The sequence below is a fragment of the Akkermansia sp. RCC_12PD genome (assembly GCF_036417355.1).
Lineage (GTDB): Bacteria > Verrucomicrobiota > Verrucomicrobiia > Verrucomicrobiales > Akkermansiaceae > Akkermansia.
Genome location: NZ_CP143889.1, coordinates 128,941 through 144,856 on the forward strand (window position 1 = coordinate 128,941; position 15,916 = coordinate 144,856).

At 57.1% G+C, this 15,916-nt stretch carries 14 protein-coding genes; 4 read left to right on the plus strand and 10 right to left on the minus strand.

Going from position 1 to position 15,916, the window contains the following annotated elements:
* Positions 1–53 precede the first annotated feature (53 nt).
* From V3C20_RS00465 to V3C20_RS00475, 3 genes are read left to right on the plus strand one after another with little or no spacing between them, the layout of a single operon-like run.
* Positions 54–1,112: a tRNA-dihydrouridine synthase family protein gene (locus V3C20_RS00465; protein WP_161981335.1), complete on the plus strand. Its 1,059-nt coding sequence runs from the start codon at positions 54–56 to the stop codon at positions 1,110–1,112.
* Between the two features lie 12 nt (positions 1,113–1,124).
* Entirely contained in the window at positions 1,125–2,264 is a 1,140-nt protein-coding gene (locus tag V3C20_RS00470) for a transglutaminase-like domain-containing protein (RefSeq protein ID WP_161981336.1), read from the plus strand.
* Entirely contained in the window at positions 2,261–3,118 is an 858-nt protein-coding gene (locus V3C20_RS00475) for a diacylglycerol kinase family protein (RefSeq protein WP_130083439.1), read from the plus strand. The genes V3C20_RS00470 and V3C20_RS00475 overlap by 4 nt, the downstream gene beginning before the upstream one ends.
* A gap of 71 nt (positions 3,119–3,189) precedes the next feature.
* Here the strand turns inward: V3C20_RS00475 and V3C20_RS00480 are convergent, their stop codons facing one another.
* The 10 genes from V3C20_RS00480 to V3C20_RS00525 form a co-directional block, all read right to left on the minus strand.
* Positions 3,190–3,567: a hypothetical protein gene (locus V3C20_RS00480; protein WP_130083438.1), complete on the minus strand. Its 378-nt coding sequence runs from the start codon at positions 3,565–3,567 to the stop codon at positions 3,190–3,192.
* 216 nt (positions 3,568–3,783) lie between these two features.
* The gene (locus tag V3C20_RS00485) at positions 3,784–4,569 is read right to left on the minus strand and encodes an enoyl-ACP reductase (RefSeq protein WP_130083437.1); all 786 of its coding nucleotides are present in this window, start codon (positions 4,567–4,569) and stop codon (positions 3,784–3,786) included.
* A gap of 67 nt (positions 4,570–4,636) precedes the next feature.
* Positions 4,637–5,512 carry a bifunctional methylenetetrahydrofolate dehydrogenase/methenyltetrahydrofolate cyclohydrolase FolD gene (gene folD, locus V3C20_RS00490; RefSeq protein WP_130083436.1) on the minus strand — a complete coding sequence of 292 codons (876 nt, stop codon included), beginning with the start codon at positions 5,510–5,512 and terminating at the stop codon, positions 4,637–4,639.
* Positions 5,488–6,213: a lysophospholipid acyltransferase family protein gene (locus V3C20_RS00495; protein ID WP_130083435.1), complete on the minus strand. Its 726-nt coding sequence runs from the start codon at positions 6,211–6,213 to the stop codon at positions 5,488–5,490. The genes folD and V3C20_RS00495 overlap by 25 nt, the downstream gene beginning before the upstream one ends.
* A 15-nt stretch (positions 6,214–6,228) precedes the next feature.
* Positions 6,229–7,875, minus strand: coding sequence for a hypothetical protein (locus V3C20_RS00500; protein WP_149877066.1), 1,647 nt, complete (start codon positions 7,873–7,875; stop codon positions 6,229–6,231).
* Between the two features lie 19 nt (positions 7,876–7,894).
* A complete protein-coding gene (locus V3C20_RS00505; RefSeq protein ID WP_161981337.1) occupies positions 7,895–10,393 on the minus strand; it encodes an Amuc_1098 family type IV pilus outer membrane protein in 2,499 nt (832 codons plus the stop codon).
* Between the two features lie 133 nt (positions 10,394–10,526).
* Positions 10,527–11,732, minus strand: a complete 1,206-nt coding sequence (locus tag V3C20_RS00510) for an alpha-amylase family glycosyl hydrolase (protein ID WP_330935401.1) — start codon at positions 11,730–11,732, stop codon at positions 10,527–10,529.
* Positions 11,704–12,291 carry an alpha-amylase family glycosyl hydrolase gene (locus tag V3C20_RS00515; protein WP_330935402.1) on the minus strand — a complete coding sequence of 196 codons (588 nt, stop codon included), beginning with the start codon at positions 12,289–12,291 and terminating at the stop codon, positions 11,704–11,706. Before V3C20_RS00515 ends, V3C20_RS00510 begins: the two co-directional genes overlap by 29 nt.
* 85 nt (positions 12,292–12,376) lie before the next feature.
* Positions 12,377–13,759, minus strand: coding sequence for a CCA tRNA nucleotidyltransferase (locus V3C20_RS00520; RefSeq protein WP_238623793.1), 1,383 nt, complete (start codon positions 13,757–13,759; stop codon positions 12,377–12,379).
* 7 nt (positions 13,760–13,766) lie between these two features.
* Entirely contained in the window at positions 13,767–15,029 is a 1,263-nt protein-coding gene (locus tag V3C20_RS00525) for a redoxin domain-containing protein (RefSeq protein ID WP_130083431.1), read from the minus strand.
* Between the two features lie 669 nt (positions 15,030–15,698).
* Between V3C20_RS00525 and V3C20_RS00530 the strand changes: the two genes are divergently transcribed.
* Positions 15,699–15,830, plus strand: a complete 132-nt coding sequence (locus V3C20_RS00530; protein ID WP_275668547.1) for a hypothetical protein — start codon at positions 15,699–15,701, stop codon at positions 15,828–15,830.
* Positions 15,831–15,916: the final 86 nt, after the last annotated feature.

Below are 15,916 nucleotides of genomic sequence, written 5' to 3' on the forward strand. Positions count from 1 at the left end.
TTTCCTTCTTTCGTCAAGACAATCACAGCTTGCCAAGCCGGGCTTTTCACGGTATGCACAAGCCCATGCTGCTGGCCCTAGCCCCGATGAAAGACGTCACGGACCTGGCTTTTATCAAGACGTTGAACGACTTGAATTCCCTGCCGGATTATTTCATTACGGAGTATTTCAGAACGGTGGCCCATCACAAAAAGATGGCCCCGTACATCATGCGCTCCATAGACGAAAACCCGACCGGGCGCCCCATTTACGGCCAGCTGGTGGGCCAGGAGCCGGAGCACCTGGTCCGGGATGCCCTGAATCTGATGAACCACGCCTGCGCCGGGGTGGACCTGAACATGGGCTGCCCCGCCCCCATCGTGTGCAGGCGGGGTGCCGGAGGCGGCATGCTGCGCTCCCTCCGGGCCATGGATTCCGCCCTGGGAGCGCTCCGGGACTCCCTGCCCGCCGGAGGCTTTTCCGTCAAATGCCGCCTAGGCTACGAGACCCCGGACGAGTTTGAACGCATTCTCCCCGTCATCGCCCGGCACACACCGGACCGGGTATGCATTCATGCCCGCACCGTGCGGGAGGGCTACCGTTCCCCCGTGCATCCGGAGTGGGTCAAATGGGCGGCGGAAACGCTGAAATGCCCGGTCATCGCCAACGGGAATATTGTGGACATGCAAACGGCGGAGGCATGGGTGAGGCTGGCGGCTCCGGCCGGCCTGATGGCAGGCAGGGCCGCCCTGCGCAATCCGTGGATTTTCTCCCAGCTACGCGCCCACTTCCGGGGGGAAGCCGCAACTGCCCCCACGTTCCGGGACCTCCTCCGCTACATCCGCAGCCTGTACAAACGCACGCTGGAAATGCAGGACCATTACGTGGAGGAAAAACACATCCACCGGATGAAAAAGTATCTGGTCTATACCGCCCGGGGCCTTCCGGAAGAGTTTGACCACCACATGAAACGGGCCAAAACCTCGCGCGATTTCATGCACATCTGCGAGGAGATTCTGGACAATGATACCCCCTTCCCGCCCACCCCTCCGGAAGATACCCACCTGTTCGCCCATTTCAACGCCCTTCTCACTCAAGAGAAGGCTTGTCTCCCCGCCGGAATTCAGCTATGAATGGCGACGTTCATGAATCCGCTGCCGCATGTCTTTCTGCTGGGCGTGACTGCCGCCCTTTGCTCCGCTCATGATTCCGTCACCCAGGGCATGGAGTTTTTACGCGCCTACATGCCGGAACAGGACAAGCCGGTGATTACGGAAGAGCGACTGAAGAGAGAGGTCAGGCTGGCCCTGGACGTCCGCAGCCGCTTCCCTTGGGCGGGCAAGGTTCCCTGGGAAGTTTACGAGAACGACGTGCTGCCTTACGCCGTGGTCAACGAACCGCGCGACGAATGGAGGGAGCAGTTCCGCAACCTTTTCGCTCCGCTCGTCTCCTCCTGCAAAACTGGGCGGGAAGCAGCCCTCACCGTAGCCGCCTGCATCCAGAAGACACTGCACGTGAAATATTCCACGGAGAGGAGAGTCCCCCACCAAGGTGTGAAGGAGTCTCTGGAGTCCGGCAAGGTTTCTTGCACCGGGCAGAGCATTTTGCTCATTTGCGCCCTGCGCTCCATCGGCATTCCGGCCCGCATGGCGGGCGTGGTCACCTGGAACCACGTCCGGGGCAACCACAACTGGGTGGAAGCCTGGTGCGACGGAGAATGGCGGATGCTGGAGTACAATGAAAAGGATTTCAACACGCCTTGGGTCATGTCCGCCATCAGCATGCTGGACCCCCGGAAACCGGAGAACGCCATTTACGCCACATCCTGGAAGAAGAAGGCGGAAGGAATGTTTTTCCCCCTGGTCTGGGAGGCCCGCTACGACAGGAAAAGGAACGCGCTGGAGTTTCCCCCTGAAAGCCGGATTGTCCCCGCCGTCAACATCACCAAACGCTACATGAAGCTGGCTTCCTCCTGGGCGGCTTCCCAGCCGGAATACGTTCCCGGCAGCAAGCTGATGCTGGACATTACGGAGGATGAGGGAGGCAAACGCCGGAGACTGCCCCTCCATGTCTCCCTCAAGACGGAAGAAGGGGAAGTTCTGGCGGAAGGCGTCACACCCGGTCCGTCCGACGACATGCGGAAGTTTCTGGAAATTACGCTGCCGGAGAAAGTGAACCGGGGCATGCTGGAATTCCTCCTTCCTGACGGGACCGTGCGCAGGGAGGCCATCACGCATACGGAGGCTCCAGTGCAGATTCTGAATCTTTCCGCAAGTCTCCGATGAAGATTCCCCTGTTCTTCAACAACACGGCGCGGAGCGCCAGGGCGGGACGCTTCCGCCGGTGGCTGGAGAGATATGGTACCGTTTTCGACGTCATGGAGCCGGAAAGCAGCGAGGACATGCTGAACCGCCTGGCTGCCCAGGCGCGTTCCGGGGCACCCGCCGTAGCCGTGGCGGGCGGCGACGGCACGCTGAGGCTGGCGGCCCGCGCCCTCTGCAATACGGATACGGCCCTGGCCCTCTTCCCTGCGGGAACGGCCAACGTTTTTTCCCGTGAAATGGGATTCCGGCAGAATTTCGACCACGCTCTGCATGTGCTGAAAACGGGACGGACCAGGAAGGTCGACCTGTTTGCCTTCAATGGTCAGCCCTTTCTTCAAATGGCGGGCATCGGAGCGGACGGACGCTCCGTGGAGCTGACGACATGGGAGATGAAGAAGAAGTGGAAGGCCTTCGCTTACGTAATCGCTGGAGCCAGGGCTTTCACGGAACGGCAGCCGTTCCTGACCCTGACGACGGATGACGGCAGGGTGCTGGAGGGACGCTCCATCATCTTCGGCAACGGCCGGAGGTACGGCGGCCCCATGAAACTGTTTGCAGAGGCAAATAATGAAGACGGCCTTTTGGATGCCGTGGTGTTCAAGCATGCGGCTCCTTCCATCATCAGAGAAAGCCTGCTGGCACTCGTTCACGGAGGGTTTCATTCCCTGCGCTACGGCGGTTTTGAATATGTGCGGATGACGGAAGGACAAGTTGCCGCCATCGGCCATGCGGCTTGTGAACTGGATGGAGATTATGCGGGAGACGCCCCCGTGCAAATCACGCGTGCCGGCAAGCTCAAAGTTTTCGCTCCGTAAAGACTCCCACCGGGCGGAAAAATCCGCTCCGGCCCATTCATCCGTACCGGGAAAATGCGTTTCATGCCGCCCTACCAGGGCAGGAAGCGCGAGAACGTATCCAGAATATGGGAATAGTGAAGAACATGGTTTTCCGGCACGCCGAAGAATATCAGAATGATGACGGCATCCAGAACGGCCGCGACGGCAATCCATTTAATGAAGACAGGCAGCAGGGAGAAAGAATCATGCAGCATGATCCATTCCTGCATCACGAATGAATAGTCCGCGCCGGAATCAAAAAGACGGAATTCCTCAGACAGTTCCTCAAAGGTCATTTCGCGGGGGCAAATGTAATTCTTGGCCTCGATTCCCACACCGCAACAATGCAGGCCGCTTCCGGCCAGAGAAGCTTCCATATAGGCGCCCTCCCCGTTGAGCAGGGAAATACGGGAGTCATGAGTAGCCATACGGTATTGGTTCAGCATTTCCTCCAGGCTGCCGCATGCCTCCCCGTTATATGAATAACGATAGGGGACTGTCACTCGTGGACTCTAATCAACTGGAAAGCGGCGTGCAAGATTTTTTTGTCCTGAATACATGAACCCAGGCCCTTTCATCCCGTTTGGCCTAAAAAAGCCGTGCCGGCAAGCGGCACGGCCCAAAAGAAAATAAATCACAGAGCATTACATGCCCATGATCTGGTAGCCTCCGTCCACGTAAATCACCTGGCCGGTGATGGCGGCTGCGCCGTCGCTGGCCAGGAATACGCCGGTAGCACCCAGTTCCTCGCCCGTACAGGAACGGCCCAGAGGAGCGTGTTCCTCATAAACCTTGAACATGGAGGAAAAGCCGGAAACTCCACGGGCTGCAAGCGTCTGCATGGGACCGGCGCTGATGCAGTTGACGCGGATGCCGCGGGAGCGGCCCAAGTCGTACGCCAGGTACCGGGTGCAGGCTTCCAGGGCGGCCTTGGAAACCCCCATCAGGTTGTAGTTGGGCACCACCTTTTCAGACCCCAGGTAGGACATAGCCAGAATGCTGCCGTTGTCGGACATCATCGGCTCCACAGCGCGAGAAAGCGCCACCAGGGAATAAGCGGAGATATCGAGGGAAATCTTGAAGGCGTCCCGTCCCGTTTCCAGGAAACTGCCGCCGCCAAGGGCTTCCTTGGGTGCAAAGGCTACGGAATGCAGCATGCAATCCACCTTGTCCGTGTGTTTGCGGACATTTTCAAAGAAAGCATTGATGGATTCGTCACTGCTCACGTCCAGATCATAAACGGGAGCGTCTTCACCGAAGTTTTCATGAATCAATTTGATCACGCCGTCCTTGAGGCGTTCGCCCTGATAGTTGAAGATGAGCTTTGCGCCCGCTTCATGCCATGCCTTGGCAATCGCGAAAGCGATACTGCGCTTGTTCGCCACGCCGACTACGACACCAACTTTGCCTTCGAGTAATTTACTTGACATAATGGTAGGTGAATACTGCCCTACTTTCCCTCTTTTGACAAGAAAAACGGGCGTCACCGGAAATAGGCTACGCCCCCGTCTGCTGGCGGCAGGCCTTGACCGTGTTGGCCATCAGCATGGCGATGGTCATCGGTCCCACGCCTCCGGGAACGGGCGTGATGGCCCGGCACCTGGGCGCCACTTCATCATAGGCCACGTCACCCACGATGCGGTATCCGCGCTTGGCGGACGCGTCTTCCACGCGGTTGATGCCCACGTCGATCACGACGGCGCCGTCTTTCACGAATTCCGCCGTTACAAAGGAGGGGCGACCGATAGCCGCGACAATGATATCTGCGGAACGGCAGAGTTCCGGAAGGTTTTTCGTGCGGGAATGAGCTACGGTCACCGTGGCGTTGGCTTGCTTGGACATCAAAAGATGGGCCATCGGCTTGCCCACGATCATGCTGCGGCCGATCACCACCGCATTGGCACCCGCGGTTTCAATGCCCGCAGCCTTCAGCAGCCTGATGCAGCCCAGCGGCGTGCAGGGTACAAAGCCGGATTCGTCCTCCATCACCAGTTTGGCGACGTTTTCCGGATGGAAGCCATCCACGTCCTTGGCCGGGTCTATTTCCAGCACAACGGCAGCCTCGTCAATATGGGGAGGCGGGGGGCTCTGCACGAGAATGCCATGGATAGAGGCATCCGCATTCAATCCCCTGATGACCTCAAACAGTTCCTCCTGGGAGGCATCCGCAGGGAGGACGATTTTCCGGGAATGCATGCCCAGTTCTCCGCATTTCTTCACCTTGGAATTGACATATACCTGGGAAGCGGGGTCATCCCCCACCAGGACTACGGCCAAGCCCGGCGTAATCCCGGCCGCCTTGAGCCGGTCAATGTCTCCCTTAACCTCTTCCAGAACCTGGGAGGCCACTAGCTTTCCGTCGATGATTTGCATAATTTTGATTGAGTAAGTGGAGGGAAGTCCGGGACACCTTCCTGCATCATGCCGGCCAGCAGCCGGCCATATTCCGCCACTTGTTCATCCGTGATGCCCGGAGGGATGAACAGCCTTTTTTTCCAGAGAATGTTTACGTTGGAACCCGGCTTCGGGATGGCGTAATGGTCCCATGCCTTGTTCAGGCGCCAGTAGCTTTCATATTCTATGCAGACGGGGATAATAGGCAAACCCGTTTGCGAGGCCAGCCTGATGATGCCCGGCTGCACTTGGTACATGGGCCCACGCGGTCCGTCCGGAGTGAAACAAAAGCAGACGTTTCCCTCCCGGATTTTCCGGAGCATTTCCATGTAGGCTATAGCGCCCCTGCGCCCGGAGGAACCTCTGACGGCTTCCAGGCCGAAGTATTTGCAAACGGCCTCCACCAGAGCACCATCCTTGCTGGCGCTTGTGAGCACGCACATGTTAAGCGGCTTGTGCGCCAGGTGCCAGGCGTATCCCGGCACGACGGTGCGGTTGTGCCAGAGGGCTACGAGGAAAGGCGTCGTGTACACATCGTCGTGTTCCTCCTTGATGGAGCGGATATTCAGACTCATGCACAAAGGCTGCAAGAGCGACCACAGACCCAGCCCGGCCATCTGCGTCCACCAGCGGGTCCGCTTTTCAGTCGTTTTCCGTAAATTGGGAAGGGGAGGAAGCATGAAACGGCGACAGTATTACATGAATCCGTCCACGGTGATGCGGCCGGGAGACGGAACGGGAGAAGCCGGAGAGGAGCCGCCCGCCCCGCCGGACGGATAAGCTGGAGGAAGAATGCCGGATTCCGCGGCGGATTTCAATTCCTGAAGCATGGCGCCGGAGTTGTCCGAGGGTGATGCCGCCGTCCCGGAAACCTTCACGGTGATGACGAAGTCATGTCCATCCTGTGTGACTCCTTTGGGAATGCGGCGGCCATTTGCCATGTAGGAGGGCAGTTTGAATACAAGTTCCCCGGATACATTGGGACCGCTGCAATGCAAGTTGCCCGTAACGCCCAGGAAGCTTTGTTCAAACAGGGATATATCTTTCAAGGAAACGGACTGGTCCGTACCATCGCTTTCCATCATAAAGGAACCGGACGAGAATACGGGAGAGGAATACGGCAGGCCCGTTTCCATCCTGCGTTCCGTCATGGCCTTCAAAAGCTGGAACACGGGAAGGCGCATCATGGAAGCCTTGATGACGGACCCGCTGATACCCTGCAGTGACGGCCTTTTCTGTTCCGGTCCTACGGGAAGGGAGAAAGTCACGCTCAATTCGCGCTTTTCCTCCACGGGTTGTTCACCCATGCGCACCTTGATCAGTGAAGAGAAACATTCCCCGACGAGCTGGGACAAGTCAAAGTTTCTGCCGGTCAGTGTCCAGTGGCGGTGACGGAAGTCGTTGTCCAGGCGCATGCTGCCCGTAATCATGAAGGGACTCAAGTCCGTAGGCTTGTTGAACATGGCCCCCTTGTCCACAAAGCCGGAGAAGGTGAGCCGCTTGATGCCGAAACTGTCCAGAATAATGGAGCCCGCATCCACGGCCAACAGGGGCCACCCCTTGATTTTCAATTTTTGCTGAGAAAGGTCCAGTACATATTCCGTGGACGTCCCGCCATTCCTGGCAGTACGGATGTAGGCTTCCGCCGTCAGGTAAAAAGGCCCTTCGTTCCTCTCCAGGGTGAAAGGCTCCAGCTCATGGACATAACCCACTTCCAGGCGCGGAACTGTATAGCGCTGAAAAGCGAACGGCAGTTCCTTCCCCGTCCGAGGCAGAGAGAATTTGGTGTATCCCGGGCGCAGGCCGATGGTAGCTTGTGACACATTGAGGCTTTCCCCCTTCACCCTGCCCAGAAACAGGGAAGTCGCGGAAATTTCCCCGGAAATTCCGTTCAGTGTGATGAAGGAAAGGCAGGAGTCTTCCGGAAAGGTGATCCTGATGCGGGAAGCTTTCAGGGAACGGCCATCCATGGCCATTCCGGAAACTTCCACATCTCCCCCCCACGCAGCGGACAGTTCTTCTTGCATGCGGCTGGAAAATTCCACCGTATTGAATGAAGTCAGCCGATACATGTACGTTCCCACCAGTCCTCCGGCGACAAGCAAAATCAGAATACAGAGGCCTATCAAGAAACGCTTGTTTTTCAAAGCGGCCTTTTTGTCGCCCTGGTGTTCATCACTGTAAGAGCGGCGGCGCTTTTCCACACGGATGACCTTGGAGCCGTCCGGGCGCACCACCACTTCCCTTCTCCGCTCCACGCCGCGGGAATCGGAGTCATGTAACTGGCGCATGATATTCCCCGCACCCTGGGAGAATTCAGGATCAGAATCGCTGTTTTTCACAGGCTTGTTTTTTAGAGGTTTACTCAACGGCACTAAGAGCGGGAAGATCCGGACCGCCTTCCGGAGTTTCCGGAACGGGAGTATTCGGCGTGTACAGTTCCTTGCCTCCCGGATCCACCACTTCCGCCTTCACCATGATGATAATGGCCTTGCGCTGTTCCTTGGAACCCTGGGAACGGAAAAGTCGCCCTACCCAGGGGATATCCCCCAAAACAGGGATTTTGTCCTCATACTGGATGGAGGTAGCTTTTTTCAAGGCTCCGATCACCAGGGTGTTGCCCGTGAGGACGCGGACGGAAGAGGTCATGCTGCGCTTGGAAAACACGGGCTGGAGAATGAAGTTGTCCGACGCCTTGGTCATGGTTACTTCATCCTTCCCGTCTTGCTGGGATACCAAGGGCAGGAAAATGGGAGTGCCGTAGTTGATGAACCCGTCAAAATCCACGAGTTCCGGTGCAAGGGTAAGATCCACCATGGACTTGTCTTCGCTGATACCGGTCACCTCCACATTGAATACGGTGCCCAGCTGCCTGGTTTCAAATGCCGTAGGATGGGCGGGCGTCATCGGCATGATGGGAATGCGTTCCCCTACGTCGTCATCGTCACCCCAATAGTCGTCATTGTTATAATCCCTGCCCGTGCTATTGGGGATTTCGGGCGGATCGTATTCCGTGGGGTAAATCAGTTCCCTGCCGCTGAAGAAAGTTGCCTTTTCTCCGGGGCGCACCACCACGGAAGGATGCTGCATGATATCCGTGCCCTTCTTCTGGCTCAGACCCCGCATGATCATGGTGATGTCTGCCTGGCTCCATATGCCGCGCATGGTCATGATGCTAGGCGCTCCTCCGGGGGTATAAACGGCATCCGAACTTCTGGCGGAAGTGCCGCGTTCGATCATGCCGTCAATGCTGTCTTCCGTAAATACCTGGTTGCCTGACCTCAGCCCGCCCACTACTCCCACAGGGGACGCTGCCCCAGCTACCCTGGCGACGCTGTCCAGTACGGTATTGTTATAATCGTTCTTGTCCGTCCCTGCCCCGCCCATGAACCATTTGTTGGGGTCAAGGTTGAGGTTCACAATCCAGTTGAATCCCAGTTCTTCCAGATCCGCCTGGTTGACTTCCAGAAACGTGGCGCTCACAATCACCTGCAGGGGCTGAGCCGCCGACTTGGCCGCCACCAGTTCTTCCAGGAAGTTCAAGTCCCTGGGAGTTCCATGAAAAAAGAGTGTGGAGTTGCCTGCGTTATATTTAACGGAGCTGCCGGCCGGCAATTTCAATCCCATGGCGGCAAGCATCTTTTGCGGGTCTACCCGCTTCAGCGTCATTCCGGAGGAACCGGAGTCACCGGAAGCAAAAGGGTCCAGGTCGTCCGAACCTGATGAGGAATCCGCCCCGGAGAAGAAACCGGGAGGAACCGGAATAGTCTTGGAAACCATGTAGGATGTTCCGGCGGAAGGGGTGACGAGTTCCGCTCCATAGGCGTTCGTGCGGAAAATCAATCCGGAGGCGCGGGCCACGTACTGCAAGGCTTCGCGCAACGGAACGTTTTGAAGGTTCAGGGTAATTTTCTTGGCGGCGATGTCCTTGGCGGTAACGCTGTCCGGAGGACCGGGATCCAGGGAAATGTTAATCCCCCTCTCGGCTTCGGTCTGGGCCGTTTCATCATGCACTCTGGACTGGTTGCGGAGGTAGTCCACGGCTTCCTCCACCGTAGCCTGTTCCAGCTGGACCCTGGGCAGACGGATCATGCCCAGCTTCTGGTTCACGCTCACCACGGGATTTTCCAGGGGCTGTGAGAAGGATTCCGGTTCCTCGGGAACTTCTGTGACGGAAGGAAGACGTTCCCAAAGGCTGCTTACCTCCGCAAGGGCGTTCCCGCGGGTTTCATCCCGCGCAGAGGAAAAATAGTTGGTACGTGCACGGTTCACCTGTTCCATGCCGCGCCGCGCCGCCGTGTTGTAGGGATCAATGAGGAGAACGGAGTTAAATTCCTTCAGGGCCTCATCGTACTGTCCCAGCTCATAATACCCGAATGCCAGGCGAAGAAGGCCGTTGACCTTTTCCACGTCCACGACATGCTGCGGGGTCAGGGACGGATTCGTCCGGATCGGGTCCTTGAGCAGTTCCAGAGTACGCTTGGCCAAAGCATGGTTCGGAGTCGTTTTCAACGCGGATTTCAATAATTCCGAGGCTTCGTCACGACGCCCCACCTTGATGTATTCCTGACTCACGGCCACGCTGGCATCCGCAATGCTGGTTTCCAGGAAGCGGCGCCGGGTCTCCATATTGGGAGCCTTGGGCAAGGTATTCAGGCTTTTACGGTAAAGTTCCAGAGCCTCCTGATACTTGCCCTCGGAATATTGCTGACGCGCCTGGTTCAGAAGCAGCATGGAAGCCTGCGCCTGTTCTTCCATCCGGGCAGCAGCACGGCGGGCGGCGCCTGCGCCGTCCTGCGCCAGGGCAGGACAGGCTCCGGCAACGGCAAGCGCCAGAGCAATCTGCTGAATGGTAGACATGGAGTAAGGAAAACGTCTAGTCATAGGAATTTCCGGGACTATAGCGAATTAAATTCCGTCCGTCATTATAAAAACGCCCAAAGGAGCAAAAAATATCGAACACGGAAAAGCGGGCTCCGCGCCCCGGCTTCTCCTATGCTTCTGACAGTTCCAAAACGCCTACTTCCCCCGGTTTCAGAGGATAGGCCATTCCCCTGTCCATCAGTTCACTTCTGTCAAAAAGCCTGTCTTTCCCCTCTTTCCACATCAGGTTCCTGGCGCGCACTTTCTCTGTCTGAATGCCGCACCAGTTGAACGCATGTTGGGGGATGGAGATGCAGAGGTTATAGAAATTGATGGTTGGAGAAAGATTTCCCACCACCAGCACCGTGGAATGGGCATGATGCCTGAGCATGGCATACACCCAGTGTCCGGAAGTGTCTTCCGCCGGTTCCCTGCCGAAGGTGGTGTTTTTCATATTGGCCCAGTTCAACCCATAAAAATCCCCGCGGTCCAGAGCAGGATGCTGGAGAAGGGGAAGCAGACGCGCATGGAAATCCCTCAATTCCGCGGAGTCCTCGTCCAGCAGGGAGGCGTCAAACCTGCCGCCTGCCACCCAGGTCTGCAACTGCGGCAGGCAGGTATAGTCAAAGATGCTGGTCCGGCCGTTATGGCCGCCATAACCGCCCGGCGCTTCTGCGCGTTCCCCTACCTCCTGCCCGTTATACACCAGCACGGGTCCCTTGCCGGAGGCATACACGAGTGTCATGATCGCCGGCAGAATGGTGCGTCCCGTCCCGCCCCACGCTATGGGCGAGCAGACGCGCTTTTCATCGTGGTTTTCCACATAACGGACGCCGTGGGTCAAATACTGGGGCTCACTACGGAAAAGACGGTCAAAATCGTTGGCCCAGTTTCCCCGCGTATACACATGTTCCGCCAGATGGTAGCAATCGGCGTCATAAACGGCATTGAACCCTGATTCCAGCAGGGCGGTACAGGGATCGCCCGGAGTGGTTTTCAGATGGTCATTGTAGGCTTCCGCCATAAAAAACACGTCGGGCAGACGCACCCGGGAGCGGGCAATGGCCCATTTCCAGAACGCCATGGGAATCATTTGGGCCATGTCGCACCGGAACCCTCCAATGCCCAGTCCCTGCCAGAATGAAAGAATATCGTCCATGATTCTCCATGTCTTGGGGACCTTCTGCTTGGGGCTTGTCCAGTCGGGCAGCAGGCGGAGGGCCGGAAGCCCTGCCAGAAAGTTATAGCCGTAATTGAGCTTGACCGTTTCATACCAGTCGCACCGGTCCGGCTCCCACGTCACCGCATTATTTCCCGTCACCCTGCCGAAAGTCATCTCCCCTTCGAACAGCCCGTCCGGGAGGCGCAGGGGGGGGGCCGTCGCCGGGACTGTTGGAAGTGAGGTAGAAATATCCCTGCTCCGGTGAAAAAAACGTATGGTGGTCGTCCCCCTCTCCAAAGTCGTCATGGCCGTCCCAGTCCGCCAGGTAGGCGCGGGATACATGGTTGGGGACAAAGTCCATGAGAGGCACCAGTCCAACGGACCGGCACCGCTTGACCAAGGCCTTGAATTCCTCCATCCTCAATTCCGGAGCGGATCCCAGGTCCGGGTCCACGTCAAAATAATCCAGAACCGCATAAGGGCTGCCGGCCAGCCCTTTAACGATGGATTCCGGCTGTGCGGGCAGTCCGGGATGGGCTGTCTGTGTGGCATGCCTCAGCACGCCCGTCAGCCAGATGTGGGTAAAGCCCATCCTGGCGATTTCCCGCAGAGCCTTGTCCGTCACCCCATTAAATGTGCCGCAGCCGTTTTCCTCCCGACTTCCCCAATCTACTCCGTGCATTTCCATGTTGGAGAAGTGGCGGACAAACAGTTGATAGATGACCGGACGCATGAATTGATATGACTTGATGCAACCCTTCCCCGGAAAAGAAGGGGGACAGGGGATGCCCTCCTTCTTCCGCAGGAATGGAGTTCGTTTATAATGCTAGTTTTTCCAGGTACTCTGCAAGTGTATTCTGATCCACCGGGGCAATTTGACCCAGCCGCAGCAAGGCCTCCCTCCTGTCTAGCAGCGCGCCTTCCAGCTGGAGTTCCTGGATATGGGAAAGCCATTTTTTGAAATCCGGACCCGGAGAAAACCCCAGAGCCTTCAGGTCGCGCCCGGTCACCAGGGGAGGCGGCACCAGAGGCTCCTGCTGGTAGGATTCCCTAGCGTCCCGGATGAATTGCCAATTATCCATCAATCCATTGGAGGAAAGACAATCCAGCCGGTGCAGCTCCAGTTCATCCTGGAAGAAGGGGGAATTCATGAACATTCTCAAGGTGGATTTCTTCATCTGCCGCACATGCATGAAGCGCATGTGGCGCTCCACCATGTCCGCCACGGCATCCACTACGGCATTGGAGTATTTCAATCTCCGCAAAATGACACGGGCCAGAACAGCACCTTCCTTGTCATGACCGGAAAAACGGATTCTTCCCGTTTCATCCACCTCCCGGCAGGCAGGTTTGCCGATGTCATGCAGAAGCACGGCCAGGGCCAGCTCCAGGGAAACGGGGCCTCCGCCCGTTCCCAGGGCTTCCAGCATCATCAGGGTATGTGTGTACACATCCCCTTCCGGATGCCACTGGGGGGGCTGTCCGCAGCCGACCATTCCGTATACTTCCGGGATGATGTGCTTCATGAGTCCCGTTTCCACCAGCATTTCCACCCCTGCCCTCCTGCGTGGAGCCAGCAGTATCCTGTCCAGCTCCTCCCGGATGCGCTCCGGGGCTATCCGGGCCAGCAGACCGGAGTTCCTGCAAACCGAAGCGTACGTTTCCTCTTCCATGATAACTTCCCTGGTGATGGCAAAGCGCACCGCCCGCATCAAGCGCAGGGAATCTTCCTCAAAGCGGCAGTCCGGATTCCCGATCGCCCGCAGAATCCCCGCCTCAATGTCCGGCATGCCATCCACATAATCCACGATGCCTCCGGGAGGGTCGGAAAAAGGTTCCTCAAACAGGCCGTTCATCGTGAAGTCACGGCGCCGGGCGTCTTCACGCGCATCCGTGAAATAGACGGCATCCGGACGGCGGCCGTCGCTGTAATTTCCGTCCCTCCTGAACGTGGCTACCTCAAAACAGAAGCCCTTGTGAAGAACCAGCACTACGCCGAAGGCGGCGCCCACCTCCCATGAACCGGGAAAAAGGCGCAAGACTTCATCAGGCCGGGCAGAGGTGGCAATATCTATATCCTTCACGGGATACCCCATCAGCCGGTCCCGGACACATCCCCCGGCAAAATACACCAGGTGCCCGGCCCGGGCCAGCAACCGCGCCACGGCTTCCGCCGCCTCTCTCATCGGAGTTCTTTCCATGAAACGGCTATTCCGGAATGGGACGCAGAGGGGGCGCGGATACGGGAGGCGCCACTGGAGCCGCCGGACGAACGGGCTGCCGTGAAGCCGGGGCCGGACGGCCCGCAGGAACGCGTGTGTCCGGGGAATTGACTCTTTCCGGAATCAGGACGGAAGGTGCGGCCGACGGAGCCTGTGGAGCCTTTTCAGCCTCCTTCCCCTTGAATTTGTTCATGGCGGCATAAAGATTGGCGTCAAACAGAAGATCCGGTGTGCCACGCATCAGAATCTTCCCCTTGGGATCGAGCAAATATACCCGTGGAGTATGGGCCACGCGGTAATCCTTGAATGCAACCGCCTGGGCATCCACCAGGGAAGGAATATCCAGGCTCAAATTCAGCAGGGCTTTTTTCACCCCTTCTTCAGAAACCGGAGCTACGGGCATCACCGTCATTCCGGGAAATTCCTTGCGCAGAGAAGCCGCCTTTTCCAAAAACTTGACGGACATGGCATCTCGCGGATCCCAGAAAACCAGCAGAACGGGCTTGTCGCCGGAGGGAATTTCCACCCAGGTTCCCGTAGCGGAGGAAGGCAGCTTGATTTTCGGCCCCGTCTGGCCGATATTAAGATTGCGGATTTCATACAGCTCCTCCTTGACCAGGTCCTTGACGGGAATGGGGCCGAATTTGGAATCATAACACTTGATAATAGCGTCCTTCAGAAGTTTGCCCCTGGCAGCAACAAGGCGGCCGTCATCCTGCTGCATCCCGGAACTTTCCTTCATGACCATCGCCAGCCCCAGGGAAGCCAGTCCCTGGTCTTCCGGAAACTGGTTCAAATCCTTGATCTTTTCCAGAATGGTACGGCAGCGCAAATCGCGCGAGTTGCTCAGTGCATGGGCCGCCTGTCCGGCGCCCTTTTCCATCACCATATTGTTCTCCAGGGCATTCAGGCAGTTCAGGAGGATTTTCCTGGCAACATTCCCGCCCGGGAAGGCTTCCTCAAGCGCCTGCGGATGATCCAGAAACCAGACAATGGCAGGAAGGGTATAAGGTTTCGAGAGATCACGCCCCACCTGCCCCCACAAATCCCTGGCTGCGGTCACGGCATCCGGCTGGCTTTTCAGCAGTTCCGCCCTTTTTTCATCTGTCTCAGCTATCTTGAACGCAGATTCCCAGTCCGCCTGCCTGCTGTTCCAGACGGACAGGACATTTTTCATGCCAATCTCGTCCGCAGAAGCCCATCCGAACAAACCGCATGTACCGGCGATCACGCAAAGCATTCTCTTCATACCGCGCCACTATGCCCTGACGGACACTCCGCGTCAATCAAACGTAACGACAATTCATGATGAAACCGTTTAGTCAAAAGCGCACATGCCATTTCCCCCAATCCGGAAATCTCCGGCTGGTTCAAATTCCCTTTCCAGTTTTCCGGGAAAGCGCCCCGCGCATGCCTCCTGGGGTCAGCCCTGCCGTCCATACTCCCTTCCACCGCAAAAAGTCCCAGACGGACGCCAATTCATGCATCCATATCAAATGACGTTTTCCCACATCAAATGGGGAAGGAAACGCCTTTTCCCCTCCGGGAGCATGACCTCCCCAATAACCCGGTAGTTTTGGACCACAACCGGATAATCCCGGATACTGACTTATTTCAGGAAAAACGTTGCGGCCTGTTTATTAGAGACGGTAAACGTCAACGTGCAGTTCTTTTACACCTGGTCACGACCGGAGTGAACGTTTGACGGCAATTCACATCCAGCTTCAGTGAAATTCCATCCATAAAAACGAACAAACCCCGGCGAATCACTTCGCCGGGGCTGCTGTTCAACTAACTACCTATGAAGACGGAGAGATCCTTGGTGGATGAAGTGCTCTCTCTTTCACTGCATCCGGATCATAACCGTTATGGGTGAGACAGCCGGGACGCGAATATGTTCAAACATTTCGTTTTTTGTATGACACAAGCCTGGAACGACGCCCTGAACGGAAAAGCGGCTACGGATTTTTTCCGCAGCCGCTTCGTCCAACTACCTGTAAAATCAATGCTGTTTAAAATAGGAGGGAGTTTCCGCGATCCCTGCCACTGAACGATCCTTTCCTGTAGAAATAACCGGGAAAGAAGGTTTCAAGACTCTCCACCCCTTTCCTGAAGAAAATAAGGAAGACCCGTTCC

What these genes read in the sequence shown, in the direction of transcription:
- V3C20_RS00465 (WP_161981335.1), top strand. Translation starts at nt 54, where the DNA reads ATGCACAAGCCCATGCTGCTGGCCCTAGCCCCGATGAAAGACGTCACG.
- V3C20_RS00520 (WP_238623793.1), bottom strand. Translation starts at nt 13,759, where the DNA reads ATGGAAAGAACTCCGATGAGAGAGGCGGCGGAAGCCGTGGCGCGGTTG.
- V3C20_RS00475 (WP_130083439.1), top strand. Translation starts at nt 2,261, where the DNA reads ATGAAGATTCCCCTGTTCTTCAACAACACGGCGCGGAGCGCCAGGGCG.
- V3C20_RS00510 (WP_330935401.1), bottom strand. Translation starts at nt 11,732, where the DNA reads ATGACTTTCGGCAGGGTGACGGGAAATAATGCGGTGACGTGGGAGCCG.
- V3C20_RS00495 (WP_130083435.1), bottom strand. Translation starts at nt 6,213, where the DNA reads ATGCTTCCTCCCCTTCCCAATTTACGGAAAACGACTGAAAAGCGGACC.
- V3C20_RS00515 (WP_330935402.1), bottom strand. Translation starts at nt 12,291, where the DNA reads ATGCGTCCGGTCATCTATCAACTGTTTGTCCGCCACTTCTCCAACATG.
- V3C20_RS00470 (WP_161981336.1), top strand. Translation starts at nt 1,125, where the DNA reads ATGAATCCGCTGCCGCATGTCTTTCTGCTGGGCGTGACTGCCGCCCTT.
- folD (WP_130083436.1), bottom strand. Translation starts at nt 5,512, where the DNA reads ATGCAAATCATCGACGGAAAGCTAGTGGCCTCCCAGGTTCTGGAAGAG.
- V3C20_RS00485 (WP_130083437.1), bottom strand. Translation starts at nt 4,569, where the DNA reads ATGTCAAGTAAATTACTCGAAGGCAAAGTTGGTGTCGTAGTCGGCGTG.
- V3C20_RS00480 (WP_130083438.1), bottom strand. Translation starts at nt 3,567, where the DNA reads ATGGCTACTCATGACTCCCGTATTTCCCTGCTCAACGGGGAGGGCGCC.
- V3C20_RS00505 (WP_161981337.1), bottom strand. Translation starts at nt 10,393, where the DNA reads ATGTCTACCATTCAGCAGATTGCTCTGGCGCTTGCCGTTGCCGGAGCC.
- V3C20_RS00530 (WP_275668547.1), top strand. Translation starts at nt 15,699, where the DNA reads ATGACACAAGCCTGGAACGACGCCCTGAACGGAAAAGCGGCTACGGAT.
- V3C20_RS00525 (WP_130083431.1), bottom strand. Translation starts at nt 15,029, where the DNA reads ATGAAGAGAATGCTTTGCGTGATCGCCGGTACATGCGGTTTGTTCGGA.